Genomic DNA, 12,862 nt, shown 5'->3' with positions numbered 1-12,862 from the left:
GTCTCCGGCGAGTTTGCAACCGAGGTGGCCGCCACGCGCGCTCGCCTGATAGGCGGTGAACTCCGCCCGTCCGAGCCGGGCCGCCCAATAGGGCGTCAGCACGCAATGCGCCGATCCGGTGACCGGGTCCTCGTCGATTCCGGCCGCGGCGGCGAAGACACGGCTGACCACGTCGGTTTCGTGCCCTGGCGCCGTGACGACGGTCAGCGTGTCCGCCTGCGCGGCGAGCGCGCGGAACTCGGGATCGAGCGCCTGGACCGCGTCGGCGCTGTCCAGCACGACCAGTCCGTAGCCGTTCGGATGCCAAAGCGTCTCCACCGCCTCGCGCAGGCCAAGTGCAGCGACGATCGCGGCGAGCGGACGGGGCGCGGCCGGATAGGCAGGCAGCGCCATCCGGTAGGCGTCCGCGGCACGCTCGACCTCCAGCACGCCGGCATGCCGGGTGCGAAAGCGGACCCGATCGCGGTCGCGGTCCGAAGACAGCACGAAATGGCCGCTTGCCAGCGTGGCATGGCCGCAGAGCATCACCTCGACCGCCGGCGTGAACCAGCGCAACGTGAAGTCGGCGTCGCCGCTCTCATCCGGCACCAGGAAGGCGGTCTCGGACAGATTGTTCTCCGCCGCGATCGCCTGGAGTGCCTCGTCGTCGAGCCAGTGAGCCAGCGGCATGACCGCCGCGGGATTGCCGGTGAAGGGCGCGCGCGCGAAGGCGTCGATCTGGGCGTAGGGAATGCGCATCAGATCCTCTTGGCAAACCAGTGGGGCAGCACGTCCGCCTCGACCAGCGGGTTGTCGGTATCGACATGCCCCTCGGGATCGAGGTGGATCAGCGTCTCGACGCGCGGGAACACCTCGCGCAACCGATGCTCGACCCGCTCGACGATGTCATGCGCCGCGGCGACGGTGAGCTTCGGGTCCACTTCCATGTGGAATTGCGCGAAATCGTGGCTACCCGAGCGGCGCGTCCGGAAATCGTGGATTCCGCGGATGCCCGGCTGGCGCGCGGCGACCTCCATGAAGGCGGCGCGCTGGTCCTCCGGCCATTCCTTGTCCATCAGCTGGTCGATCGCCTGGCTCGATGCCTGAAAGGCGTTCCACGCGAGCCAAAGCGCAATGGCGATACCGAACACGGGATCGGCGCCCGAAACGCCCAAATACTGGTCCAGCACCAGCGCCCCGATCACCGCGACGTTGAGCAGCACGTCCGATTGATAATGGACGTTGTCAGCAAGGATCGCGACCGATCCGGTGCGGCGAATAATGCTGCGCTGATAGGCCAGCAGCAGCAGGGTGGCGCCGATCGCCAGCACCGAGACGCCGATGCCTAGGCCCGCATCCTCGTTCACCCGCGGCGCCTGAAAACGCTGGATCGCGCGCCAGGCGATCCCGATCGCGGAGGCGGTGATCAGCACCACCTGGAACAGCGCCGCCAGCGCCTCGGCCTTGCCATGGCCGAAGCGGTGGTCATGGTCGGCAGGCTCGGCGGCAAGCTTGACGCCGTACAAGGTGACAAGGCTGGCGAGGAGGTCCAGCCCAGTGTCGGCAAGCGAGCCGAGCATCGCCACCGACCCGGTGTGCCAGGCGGCATAACCCTTTACCAAGAAAAGGGTGAGCGCCACCGCCACGCTGGCGAGCGCGGCGCGCAACGCAAGCGGAATGATGCGACGGCGTTCGTCCTGGGTCACGGAAACAGCAATCCCTCGCTCCAACCCTCCACGTCGCGCGTGAACAGGCGACGCTCGTGAAGGCGATGCGCACGATCCTGCCAGAATTCGATTGCGTCGGGAACCACCCGATAGCCGCCCCAGTGCGGCGGCCGGGGCACCTCCCGCCCCTCGTACTCGGCCTCAAGCGCGCGATAGCGCGCCTCGAAGATCTCGCGCGAGTTGAGCGGGCGCGACTGGTCCGACGCCGCGGCCCCCAGCTGCGAGGCGCGGCTGCGGCTGGCGAAATACGTGTCGCTCTCCGCATCAGTGACCCGCTCCACTGCACCTTCGACGCGGACCTGTCGACGCAGCGACTTCCAATGGAACAGCAGCGCCGCATGCGCATTCGCGTCTAGTTCGCCGCCCTTGCGGCTCTCCCGGTTGGTGTAGAACACGAAGCCGCGCGGATCGTGCCCCTTCAGCAGCACCATGCGCACGGAAGGACGGCCGGCCACATCGGCGGTGGCCAGCGCGACGGCATTGGGATCGTTCGGCTCGGACGCTTCTGCCTCGGCAAGCCAGCTATCGAACAGCGCGTGGGGGTCTTCGGACATGGCCGGCATGTAGGTGATCGGGGCGCGCGGTGCTATGTTGGGGGTCAAGGTGTTCGATGGCCAGCGCTGTACAGGTCAATGACAGTACCGAAGACCGGATCGACGCGTTGGTAGCGTCGGCCCGCTTCGCATCGCCAGAGGCGGTGGTCGCAGCGGGGGTCGAGCGTGTCGCCCAAGACGACGCATGGCTGCGTATGCTCGACGCGAAGATCGCTGCGGGACGCGCCGACTTCGCCGCGGGCCGTTTCTACACCGTTGATCAAGTTCGTGAAGAGCTTCGGAACCGGAGTCGCGCTTGGCCTCGGTCGTCTTCTCGCCAGCCGCGCTGAGCGACTTGTGGGAGATCGAAGGCTACATTGCACACGATGATTCGGTGCGGGCAAGCGGCTACATCGACGAGCTTGTCGACGCCTGCAACGGCCTTGCCGATTTCCCACGTCGCTTTCGCAAGACGCCGCGGTATGGCGCCGACGCTCACGTGCGCGTTCACGGCAACTACGTCATCGTCTACGATGTGATCGGAGACGAGGTACGAATCAACGCGGTCGTTCACCGCGCTCGTGATATGGACGCGCTGCTCGGCTGACGTTCGGAACGAGTCGTCGCCCTGCGGATTGAATCGCCCTCGCAACGAGGGGCTGGAACCGATGGCAGCGCGGGCGTATTGGCAGGGGCAGATCCGGCTGGCGCTGGTTTCGATCCCGGTGGAGATCTATTCGGCGACCAAATCGGGCGCGCAGATCAGCTTTCACCAGATCCATGAACCGACCGGCAAACGGATCAAGTACGAGAAGGTCGTCCCCGGCGTCGGCCCGGTCGACTTGGACGAGATCGTCAAGGGCTATGAGGTGGAGAAGGGCGAATACGTCCTGCTCGACCAGGACGAGATCGACGCGGTGAAGCTCGAATCGAAGAAGACGCTGGAGCTGACCCAGTTCGTCGATGCGTCCGACATCGACGTGCTCTATTACGAGAAGCCGTATTTCGTCGTGCCGGCCGATGACCTTGCCGAGGAGGCGTTCATCGTGCTGCGCGAAGCGTTGCGACGCACCAAGAAGGTCGGGCTCGGCCAGCTGGCGCTGCGCGGGCGCGAATATGTCGTCAGCCTGAAGCCGTGCGGGCGCGGGATGGTACTGGAGACGCTCCGCTACGCCGACGAGGTGCACCGCGCGCAGGGCTATTTCCGCGACATCCCCGACGCAAAGCCCGATGCCGAGCTGCTCGAACTGGCCGAGGCGCTGATCCAGAAGAAGTCCGCCGAGTTCGATCCCAAGGTGTTCCACGACCGCTACGTCGATGCGCTGCGCGACCTGGTCGAGCGCAAGCAGAAGTCGAAGGGGCGCAAGATCATCGAGGACAAGGACGAGGGCGGCGGCCGCAGCGCCAGCAACGTCGTCGACCTGATGGCCGCACTCAAGAAGTCGATGGAGAAGCCCGACGCGAAGCCGGCGGCGGCGAGAGCCACGGCTGCGAAGAAGACGCCGGCGAAGAAGGCGCCCCCCAAGGCGCCGACCGAGAAGAAGCCGGCGGCAAGGAAGCGGGCATAAGGCGTGGCCGATCCCCTCGCCCGCTACAACGCCAAGCGCGATTTCTCAAAGACCGCCGAACCCGCCGGCACACTCGCGCCCGGCCATGGCAACTTCTTCGTCGTCCAGAAGCACGATGCCACCCGCCTCCATTGGGACTTCCGGATCGAAATGGACGGCGTGCTCAAGAGCTGGGCGGTCACGCGCGGCCCCAGCCTCGATCCCGACGAGAAGCGCCTTGCAGTGCGCACCGAGGATCACCCGCTGGGCTACGGCACGTTCGAGGGCACAATTCCCAAGGGCGAGTATGGCGGCGGCACGGTGATGCTGTGGGACCGTGGCACCTGGGCGCCGATCGCGGGCAAGAGCGCCAAGGACCTCGACAAGGGTCACCTCCATTTCGTGCTCGACGGCGAACGGATGCGCGGCGAGTGGCTGCTGATCCGGCTGAAACCACGCGGGAAGGAGCGCAACGAGAACTGGCTGCTTCGCAAGATTGATGACGCGGAGGCCGGCGGGACGGACGTGCTGGTGGAGACGGCGCTGACCAGCGTCTCGACCGGGCGGACGATGCAGGAGATTGCCGAGGGGAAATCCTCCCCACGCATCGGGGAGGGGGACCGCCAGCCGCAGGCTGGTGGTGGAGGGGCGTCCCCTCGGGCGACTCGCTCGCGGAGACGCCCCTCCACCGCTTCGCGGTCCCCCTCCCCGTTCCGGGGAGGATTTCCGGACTTCACCCCGCCGCAACTCGCCACCCTTGTCGACACCGTCCCCACCGGCTCCGGCTGGCTGCACGAGGTAAAATACGACGGCTATCGCGCGCTGGTCGCGATCGGCGCTGGAAAGGCGAAGGTCTTCACCCGCAGCGGACTCGACTGGACCGACAAGTTCACTGCCATCGCCGATGCCGCCGCACGACTCCCCGTCGGCTCGGCGCTGATCGACGGCGAGATCGTCGCGTTCAAGGATGGGCGGCCGGACTTCTCCACGCTCAAGGACGCGATCTCTGCCGGCGGCGACATGACTTTGTTCGCCTTCGACCTGCTCGATCTGGACGGCGAGAACCTCACCGCACTGCCCAACGTTCAGCGCAAGGAGCGCCTGCGCGCGATCCTCACCGAATCGGATCGCCTGCGCTTTGCCGAGCATATCCTGGGAAGCGGTGAGCAACTGTTCGCGGCGATGTGTCGCGAGGGCTATGAGGGCGTCGTCTCCAAGAAGGCCGACGCGCCGTACCGCGGCGATCGCACGCAGAACTGGCTCAAGATCAAGTGCATCCAGCGTCAGGAATTCGTGATCGTCGGCTGGACCAAATCTGACAAGTCACGCGGCTTCCGCTCGCTGCTGCTCGGCGTGCATGAGGACGGTAAGCTCCGCTATGCGGGCAAGGTCGGCACCGGCTTCACGCAGGCGCTGATGATGGAGTTGCGCGAGAAGCTCGACAAGCTTTCCCGCAAGACGCCCACCGTCGATGTCCCCAAGAACCTCGGCCGTGCCGCGGTGAAGGGGGCGCAATGGGTAACGCCCAAGCTCGTCGCCGAGATCGCCTTTGCCGAGGTGACCCCCGACGGCGTGCTGCGCCATTCCAGCTTCCTCGGCCTGCGCGGCGACAAGCCGGCGAAGGAGGTGGTTGCGGAAGCGCCGCAGCCCGCACCGGCTGCGCCGGCGATTTCGGTCAAGGTCTCCAGCCGCGACCGGCTGATCTTCCCCGACTCGGACGTCACCAAGGGCGATCTTGCCGACTATTGCGTGGCCATGGCGCCGGCGATGCTGCCCTGGCTCGCACGCCGGCCGATCAGCCTGGTGCGCTGTCCGCAGGGACGCGGCAAGAAATGCTTTTTCCAGAAGCACGACGCCGGCAGTTTCGGCGACCATGTGAAGAAGGTGCCGATCCGCGAGAAGGACGGCAGTACCGAGGATTACCTGTTCGTCGAGGATGCGAACGGCATCGTCGCCTGCGTGCAGATGGGCACGATCGAGTTCCACGGCTGGGGATCGTCGGTCGGCACGCTGGAACAGCCCGACCGCATGGTGTTTGATCTCGACCCCGACGAAGGACTTGATTTCGCCGACACCAGACGCGCCGCCGAGCACCTGCGCAATCAACTCGCCGAGCTGGGCCTCGCCAGCTTCCCGATGCTGTCAGGCGGAAAGGGCGTGCACGTGGTGGTGCCGCTGACCCCCGCAGCCGAATGGCCGGCGGTGAAGGACTTTGCGCACCGCTTTGCCGAGGCGCTGGCACAGGCCGACCCCGATCGGTTCGTCGCCACCATGGCCAAGGCGAAGCGCAAGGGCCGGATCTTCATCGACTATCTCCGCAACCAGCGCGGCAGCACCGCGGTTCTCCCCTATTCCGCCCGCGCCCGCGCCGGTGCACCGGTGGCTGCGCCGGTCTCCTGGACCGAGCTGCGCGACATCGACACCGCAGCGCGCTGGCACGTGAGCGATGCGGCCGAGCTGCTGGAGCGCGCCTCCAGCCGCGCGCTTCAGGGCTGGGGCATCGCCGACCAGGTGCTGCCGGACCTCTGACCTGTCCTGGACGGCAGGGGGAATATCCGAAACCTGTTGCATCGCCACACGCGGTGTCGGACGTATCGCGCCGAGATGGCCAGCGCCCCCCTCCTCGACCCCGCCACCCATGCCGAGCGCTGGGTCGCAGATTATTGCGCGCGTGCGCCGGATGGCGACGTGCTCGCCGGGTCGCGCGATCCCGCCTGGTCGGCGGTTCTGGAGGAACTGGCAAGCGCAGCCGGCGACGACCTCTCCCACGCTCGCGACCGCATCCAGCGCCAGGCGGTGGACATCGGCACCGGCTTTCGCGTGATCGGCGAGGCGGAGGAGCGGCCGTGGCCACTTTCCCCGGTGCCGCTGATGATCGCCGAGCACGAATGGGCGGGGATCGAGCGGGGCGCGATCCAGCGGGCGTGCCTGCTGGAGACGATTCTCGACGATCTCTACGGGCCCGGACGCGTGGTCGCCAACGGATTGGTGCCCGCGGCGCTGGTGACCGGCAGCCCGTTCTTCCTGCGGCCAATGACGCGCGTCGAACCCCCGGGCGGCCGCCATCTCCATTTTGTGGCCTTCGATCTCGGCCGCGGCCCGGATGGCGAGTGGCGCGTGCTCGCCGATCACCTGCGCGCACCCACCGGTGCGGGCTATGCGCTGGAGAATCGGCTGGCGCTGGCGCGTACGCTGGGCAGCCTGCAGGATCGCCTCAACATCAAACGCCATGCCCCGTTCTTCGCCGCCTTCCGCGACGGCCTGGCGGCGCTGTGCCGCCGTGCCGATCCGCGGATCGGGCTGATGACGCCCGGGCGTTGGAACCCCAGCTATGCCGAACAGGCGCACCTCGCCCGCTATCTGGGCTATCTGCTGGTGGAGGGTGCCGATCTCGCCGCGCTGGAGGACAAGCTCTACGTCCGCACCATCGCCGGGCTGAAGCGCGTGGACGCGCTGTGGCGCCGGGTGGACCCGCGGCTGCTCGATCCGCTGGCGTTCGATTCGCACTCGCAGATCGGCGTGCCGGGGCTGATCGACGCTTATGCCGCGGGCAATGTGGTGCTGTCGAACGCTCCGGGCGCGGGCCTCCTGGAGGCGCCCGCCTGGGCCGCGTTCCTGCCGCGCCTGTCGGTCCGTCTCACCGGCGAGGAACTCGCCATGCCGAACATCGCCACCTGGTGGTGCGGGCAACAGGATGCGCGAGCGCAGGTGGAGCGCGAGCTGCCGCGGCTGTTCGTCGCCTCAGCGTTCGGCGCTGCGCCCCTGGGGCTCGCCGACGGCCGCGGCATCGCCGGAAGCGAACTCGATCCCTCGGGCGGCGCCGCTCTTCTCGCCGATCTGGACCGGCGACCGCAGGACTATATCGGGCAGGAGATCGTACGGCTCTCCACCATGCCCGTGGTGATCGGCGAACGGCTGGAGCCGCGCCCGTTCACCCTGCGCGTCTTCGCCGCGCGCGGCCCGGACGGCAGCTGGACGGTGCTGCCGGGCGGCTTCGCGCGGATCGGGGAGCACCCCGATCCACGCGCGGCGGTGATGGGCGAAGGCAGCTGGTCCGCAGATGTCTGCATCCACGGCCAGGAGCAGGTCGCGCCCGTGTCGTTGCTGCCCCGCTCCGACAGCCTGCAGGTCCGGCGCAATCCCGGCACGCTGCCGAGCCGGGTCGCCGACAATTTCTTTTGGCTCGGCCGCTATTTGGAACGTGGCGAGGCGCTGCTCGCGGTCCTGCGGGTGATGCTGGGCAACTCGATCGACGCGGACGGCGGCGCTGCGCTGTCGCCGGAGACAGTATCGCGGCTGGCGCAGATGGTGGTCGGCGCAGGTGCGGCGCCGTCGCCGGCGTCGCTGCGCCGTAGCGAGTTGCTTCAGTTGGCGCGCACCGCGATGGAATCGCCGGACTGGCAGTCGGTCGCCACCATCAACCGGCACGCGCGGCGCATCGGCGAGGGTTCGCGCGATCGCTTGTCGGCAGATATGATCCGGCTGCTCGACGCGCCCTTTCCCACCCACCGGGGCCTGATCGACCGGGCGGGCTCGCTCCAGCGTCGCTATGCCGCGCTGGCAGGGCTTTCCGCCGAGCACATGAGCCGCACCGCCGCGTGGCGCTTCCTCGATCTCGGACGGCGCGTCGAACGTGCGATAGCGCTCACGCGGGCGACGCAGGCGTTCGGCATGGCGGGCGGAACTCTCGACGACCTGTCGACACTGCTGGATCTCGGCAACAGCCAGATCAGCTATCGCCAACGCTACCTAACCGGGATCGCGCGGGTGCCCGTTGTCGATCTGGTGGCGCTCGATCCGGGCAATCCGCGGTCGATCGCGTTCCAGGTCGAGGCGGCGGCAGCGCACCTGGCCGCCCTGCCGGTCCTTACCGACGACGGCATGGCCGAACCCCAGCAGGCGGAGGGCATCGCCCTCACTGCCCTGCTGTCGACGACGAACGCGAACACGCTCGACCATCGTGGGCTCGGCGAAATCGATCGTCGCCTCTCCGTCCTTTCGGACGCGATCGCGCGACGGTATTTCCTGCACGGGGCCGAGCCGCTCCGGGCGAGCGGGCTGACGCTGGCATAGGCCGCCGCGGCCGTGCCCGCGACGGACTAGGTCAAAGCGCCCTACATGGTCGCGTTCGGCGCCATCGTCCCATCGGGCGCGGACATGTCGTTCATCATCGTCTCGTCGGACGAATTCATCGGCATGCTCGAGTTCATGTGCATGCTCGAATTCATCGTCGAGTTGGTGGTGGTGCCCTGGCTCGGGCCGGTCATCTGCGCGAGTGCCGCACTGGATACGGCGAGAAGCGCGATGCTGCCGATGGTCTTCAGTCGCATGGGTCTCTCCTTGGGGTGGGCCGGACCTGCCGGCTCTCTGGTTGTCGCCGCCGTTCAGCGCGGCGGCGGTGTGGCGGTAGTCGCGGAGTCGGCGGGGCTCGTGCCGAAGCCGGCGACGCCGTCGGTGAAGGTCGAGTTGGGCACGCTGGTCGGACGCGCAGGTGCGGTTCGCGCGGCGCTGGCACGATCGGCCTCGGCGGCGCGGCGTGCATCCGCGGCGCGCTGGTCGGACGCGGACGTCGCGCGTTCGATCGGGTTGGGCGGGGTCAGGATCGAGCGCGCGGGAGTGCTGGTCTGCGCCGAGGCGAGAGCGGGCACGGCGACGAGCGTGAGGAATAGGGCAGGACGCATGGCATAGTCCTTCTGTCGCAAAGAAGGACTCCGATGCGGGCCTAAAGGTTCCGCCCGCTCATCCGCATTGCGCGCGGTGGAGCAGCTTCTGGTCCGCCAGCACCAGCGCCACCATTGCCTCGACCACGGGTACGCCGCGAATGCCGACGCAGGGATCGTGACGCCCGCGGGTGGCGATCTCCGCCGCCTCGCCCGAGCGGGTGATGGTCTCCACCGGGGTCAGGATCGAACTGGTCGGCTTGAACGCGACGCGTAGCGTGACCGGCTGGCCGGTGGCGATCCCCCCGGCGATACCGCCGGCATGGTTGGAAAGGAAGGCGGGGCCGCCCTCGCCCGGACGCATCCGGTCGGCATTCTCCTCGCCCGACAGCGCGGCGGCGGCGAAGCCGTCACCGATCTCGACGCCCTTCACCGCATTGATGCTCATGCAAGCCGCGGCGAGCTCGCTGTCGAGCTTGGCGTAGAGCGGCGCGCCCCAGCCGGCGGGCACGCCGGTGGCGGTGCAGGCGACCACCGCGCCGAGCGAGGAGCCCGCCTTGCGGGCAGCGTCCACCTTCGCCTCCCAGCGCGCAGCGGCGGCGGCATCGGGGCAGAAGAAGGGATTGGCGTCGATCTGCGCGTCGTCGAACGCGGCAGGGTCGATCGCATCGCCGCCGATCGCCTCCACCCAGGCGCGGAAGCGGACCTCCGGGATCACCGCGCGCGCGACCGCGCCCGCCGCCACCCGAGCCGCCGTCTCGCGCGCCGAGGAGCGGCCGCCGCCGCGATAGTCGCGAAAGCCGTATTTCGCGTCATAGGCGTAGTCGGCGTGCCCGGGGCGATAGGCCTCAGCGACCTCCGAATAGTCCTTCGAGCGCTGGTCGACATTCTCGATCATGAGGCTGATCGGCGTGCCGGTCGTGCGCCCCTCGAATACGCCGGAGAGGATGCGCACCGCATCGGGCTCGCGCCGCTGGGTGGTGAAGCGCGACTGGCCGGGCCGACGCCGGTCGAGCCAGGGCTGGATGTCCGCCTCGGCGAGCGACAGGCCCGGCGGGCACCCGTCCACCACTGCGCCGAGCGCAGGCCCGTGGCTCTCGCCCCAGGTGGTGAAGCGGAAGACGCGGCCGTAGGTGTTGGAGCTCATGCAGCTTGGCGCGACGTCCGCGTCATATCTCCGCGGCCCGCGAGTATCCCATCGATCGAGATATCCTCGTCGAGTTCATCCCAATGAATGCCAGTCGGGCTGATCCATGCCTTAGCCCGGTCTTCCGCTGTGCCGTGAAGCAGCCTCGGATACCATGCGAGTGGCACGCCGATGGTACGTCCGTCATCCAGATGGACCCACATCTGATCGTCATCGAATTCAACCTTAGTCGCTTCCACCGAAGTGCTCATACCAGGCCTTCTCGATCTCCGCTCGGCGCTCCTCAACAACACCGATAATCCAACGTTGTGTCCTTGCGTCAATGCCGCTTCTACCTGCGAATCGTACCTCGGGATAGAGCCAGAGCTTGGCGTCTCCCGCGCCGCGCTTCGCCACATGAACGTGCGGCGGCTCACGCGGATCGCCTTCATTCGAATAGAAGTAAAACCTGAAGCCCCGCTCGGTGAAGACGATCGGCATCTTCGATTACGCCAGCGCGATGTCAGGCGCGTCCTCCGCCTTCATGCCGATGACGTTGTAGCCGGCATCGACGTGGTGGATCTCGCCGGTGACGCCGCTCGCCAGGCCGCTGAGCAGGTACAGGCCGGCGCCGCCGACGTCCTCGATCGTCACATTGCGGCGCAGCGGCGAGTTCAGCTCGTTCCACTTGATGATATAGCGGAAGTCGCCGATCCCGCTCGCTGCCAGCGTCTTGATCGGGCCGGCGGAGATGGCGTTCACCCGGATGTTCTCGGGCCCCAGGTCCATGGCGAGATACTTGACGCTGGTCTCCAGCGCCGCCTTGGCGACGCCCATCACGTTGTAGTGCGGCACCACTTTCTCGGCACCGTAATAGGTGAGGGTGAGCAGGCTGCCGCCCTCGGGCATCATCGCCCGCGCGCGCTTCGCCACCGCGACGAAGCTGTAGGCGGAGATGTTCATGGTCATCAGGAAATTGTCGAGGCTGGTGTCGACATATTTGCCGCGCAGCTCGTTCTTGTCCGAGAAGCCGATCGCGTGAACGAGGAAATCGAGCGTCGGCCAGCGCTCCGCCAGGCCGGCGAAGGCAGTGTCGAGCGCGGCCATGTCCGACACGTCGCAATCGAAGATGAAGTCGCTGCCGAGCTGCTCGGCGAGCGGCTTGACCCGCTTGGCCAGCGCCTCGCCCTGGTAGGAGAAGGCAAGCTCCGCACCCGCCTCGCTCAGCTTCTGCGCGATACCCCAGGCCAGCGACTTGTCGTTCGCAAGCCCCATGATGAGGCCCCGCTTGCCTGCCATCAATCCCGTCACGCCGTTACCGCCTCCTGCTGCACAGCCGCCCTCTCTACAGGCGTTTCGGGCGGTTCGGCCAGTGCCGCGTTGAGATGCGCGCCGAATACCAGCCCGATCCCGATCAGGTAGAAGAACAGCAGCATCACCACTACGCCGGCGAGGCTACCATAAGTGAGGTCGTAGCCGCCGAGCTGCGACAGCACAAACGGCAGCCCGGCGGTCATGCTGACCCACCACACCGTTGTGAACAGCGCACCAGGCCAGATACGGGTGCGCGCATGGCGGTATTTGCCGGGCGTGACGAAGTAGAACAGCGCGAAAAGCGCGCCGAACATGATCACGCCCGGGATCAGCCGCGACAGACCGATCCAGCCGGCGACGTTTTCCGCAAACGGCAGCAGCCGATAGACGAATTGCTCGGCGGCGGTGAGCACGCCCTGGATCAGGAAGGAGATCAGCGCGACGATTACCGACAGGACGATACCAAGACTGAGGCCCAGGCGCGCGCGCCACATCGGGGTGTGGCTGGTATAGCCATAAGCGCGGCGGAAGATGTCGCGGATCGTTTCCACGAAGCTGCCGACCGTCCACAGGCCGACCAGGCCGCCCAGCCAGAGCAGCGAGCCGGTGCGCGCCTGGAGCACATCCGCCAGCGGCTTGCGGAGGAGATCGCCGACGTCGGGCGGCAGCACGCTGAGGAAGGAGACGACCGCGCGCTGGGTCTCGGCGCTCTGGCCGAGCAGAGAGAGGGTGGCGGCGGCGGTAATGAAGAAGGGGAACACCGTCATCAGCGCCAGATATGCGAGGTTGCCGGCGTGGATGAAGCCGTCGTTGAACACGCCGATGCCGGCGCGCTTGAATACCTCATAAAGGAAGCTGCCCGGCTTCACTTTGGCAAATTGGCGGTCCAGACGGACGCGCGCAGCACCATGGTGGTGCGCACGCGCCTCAGGTGTCATGCCCAGCGCGGCATCGGTCATGCGTAACTCCCTGTTCG

At 67.5% G+C, this 12,862-nt stretch carries 15 protein-coding genes; 5 read left to right on the top strand and 10 right to left on the bottom strand.

Annotation, left to right across the window (positions count from 1 at the left end; translation table 11 throughout):
- The 3 genes from ACFDTH_RS08050 to pdxH form a co-directional block, all read right to left on the bottom strand.
- On the bottom strand, window positions 1-738 hold a 738-nt coding region (locus ACFDTH_RS08050), incomplete at its 3' end, for a PhzF family phenazine biosynthesis protein (RefSeq protein ID WP_375287017.1).
- Complete coding sequence (locus tag ACFDTH_RS08045; RefSeq protein ID WP_375287016.1) at window positions 738-1,685, bottom strand: cation diffusion facilitator family transporter; 948 nt, start codon at window positions 1,683-1,685, stop codon at window positions 738-740. The genes ACFDTH_RS08045 and ACFDTH_RS08050, both read right to left, overlap by 1 nt.
- On the bottom strand, window positions 1,682-2,260 hold the full coding sequence (pdxH, locus tag ACFDTH_RS08040) for a pyridoxamine 5'-phosphate oxidase (RefSeq protein ID WP_375287015.1): 579 nt from the start codon (window positions 2,258-2,260) through the stop codon (window positions 1,682-1,684). Before pdxH ends, ACFDTH_RS08045 begins: the two co-directional genes overlap by 4 nt.
- 56 nt (window positions 2,261-2,316) lie before the next feature.
- On the opposite strand from pdxH, the gene ACFDTH_RS08035 reads away from it, so the two are divergent.
- From ACFDTH_RS08035 to ACFDTH_RS08015, 5 genes are all read left to right on the top strand, one after another.
- A complete protein-coding gene (locus ACFDTH_RS08035; RefSeq protein ID WP_375287014.1) occupies window positions 2,317-2,589 on the top strand; it encodes a type II toxin-antitoxin system ParD family antitoxin in 273 nt (90 codons plus the stop codon).
- Window positions 2,556-2,846, top strand: a complete 291-nt coding sequence (locus ACFDTH_RS08030; protein WP_375287013.1) for a type II toxin-antitoxin system RelE/ParE family toxin — start codon at window positions 2,556-2,558, stop codon at window positions 2,844-2,846. The genes ACFDTH_RS08035 and ACFDTH_RS08030 overlap by 34 nt, the downstream gene beginning before the upstream one ends.
- A gap of 61 nt (window positions 2,847-2,907) precedes the next feature.
- Window positions 2,908-3,807, top strand: a complete 900-nt coding sequence (locus ACFDTH_RS08025; protein WP_375287012.1) for a Ku protein — start codon at window positions 2,908-2,910, stop codon at window positions 3,805-3,807.
- Between the two features lie 3 nt (window positions 3,808-3,810).
- Complete coding sequence (gene ligD, locus ACFDTH_RS08020; RefSeq protein ID WP_375287011.1) at window positions 3,811-6,315, top strand: DNA ligase D; 2,505 nt, start codon at window positions 3,811-3,813, stop codon at window positions 6,313-6,315.
- Between the two features lie 75 nt (window positions 6,316-6,390).
- On the top strand, window positions 6,391-8,859 hold the full coding sequence (locus ACFDTH_RS08015) for a circularly permuted type 2 ATP-grasp protein (RefSeq protein WP_375287010.1): 2,469 nt from the start codon (window positions 6,391-6,393) through the stop codon (window positions 8,857-8,859).
- Between the two features lie 41 nt (window positions 8,860-8,900).
- Here the strand turns inward: ACFDTH_RS08015 and ACFDTH_RS08010 are convergent, their stop codons facing one another.
- Genes ACFDTH_RS08010 through ACFDTH_RS07980 form a run of 7 tightly spaced genes read right to left on the bottom strand, consistent with a single transcriptional unit; the run spans window position 8,901 to window position 12,845 of the window.
- Window positions 8,901-9,116: a hypothetical protein gene (locus ACFDTH_RS08010; protein ID WP_375287009.1), complete on the bottom strand. Its 216-nt coding sequence runs from the start codon at window positions 9,114-9,116 to the stop codon at window positions 8,901-8,903.
- A gap of 54 nt (window positions 9,117-9,170) precedes the next feature.
- Window positions 9,171-9,467: a hypothetical protein gene (locus ACFDTH_RS08005; RefSeq protein WP_375287008.1), complete on the bottom strand. Its 297-nt coding sequence runs from the start codon at window positions 9,465-9,467 to the stop codon at window positions 9,171-9,173.
- 58 nt (window positions 9,468-9,525) lie between these two features.
- Complete coding sequence (aroC, locus tag ACFDTH_RS08000) at window positions 9,526-10,593, bottom strand: chorismate synthase (RefSeq protein ID WP_375287007.1); 1,068 nt, start codon at window positions 10,591-10,593, stop codon at window positions 9,526-9,528.
- Window positions 10,590-10,844: a DUF2442 domain-containing protein gene (locus tag ACFDTH_RS07995; protein WP_375287006.1), complete on the bottom strand. Its 255-nt coding sequence runs from the start codon at window positions 10,842-10,844 to the stop codon at window positions 10,590-10,592. Before ACFDTH_RS07995 ends, aroC begins: the two co-directional genes overlap by 4 nt.
- On the bottom strand, window positions 10,819-11,073 hold the full coding sequence (locus ACFDTH_RS07990; protein WP_375287005.1) for a DUF4160 domain-containing protein: 255 nt from the start codon (window positions 11,071-11,073) through the stop codon (window positions 10,819-10,821). The genes ACFDTH_RS07995 and ACFDTH_RS07990 overlap by 26 nt, the downstream gene beginning before the upstream one ends.
- Before the next feature lie 6 nt (window positions 11,074-11,079).
- Entirely contained in the window at window positions 11,080-11,883 is an 804-nt protein-coding gene (fabI, locus tag ACFDTH_RS07985; RefSeq protein ID WP_375287004.1) for an enoyl-ACP reductase FabI, read from the bottom strand.
- Window positions 11,880-12,845: a YihY/virulence factor BrkB family protein gene (locus ACFDTH_RS07980; RefSeq protein ID WP_375287003.1), complete on the bottom strand. Its 966-nt coding sequence runs from the start codon at window positions 12,843-12,845 to the stop codon at window positions 11,880-11,882. The genes fabI and ACFDTH_RS07980 overlap by 4 nt, the downstream gene beginning before the upstream one ends.
- Window positions 12,846-12,862 lie beyond the last annotated feature (17 nt).

It is taken from the genome of Sphingomonas sp., from assembly GCF_042096255.1.
GTDB lineage: Bacteria > Pseudomonadota > Alphaproteobacteria > Sphingomonadales > Sphingomonadaceae > Sphingomonas.
The sequence above is the reverse complement of the archived record's forward strand: the minus strand, read 5'-3'. Positions and strand labels throughout refer to the sequence as shown.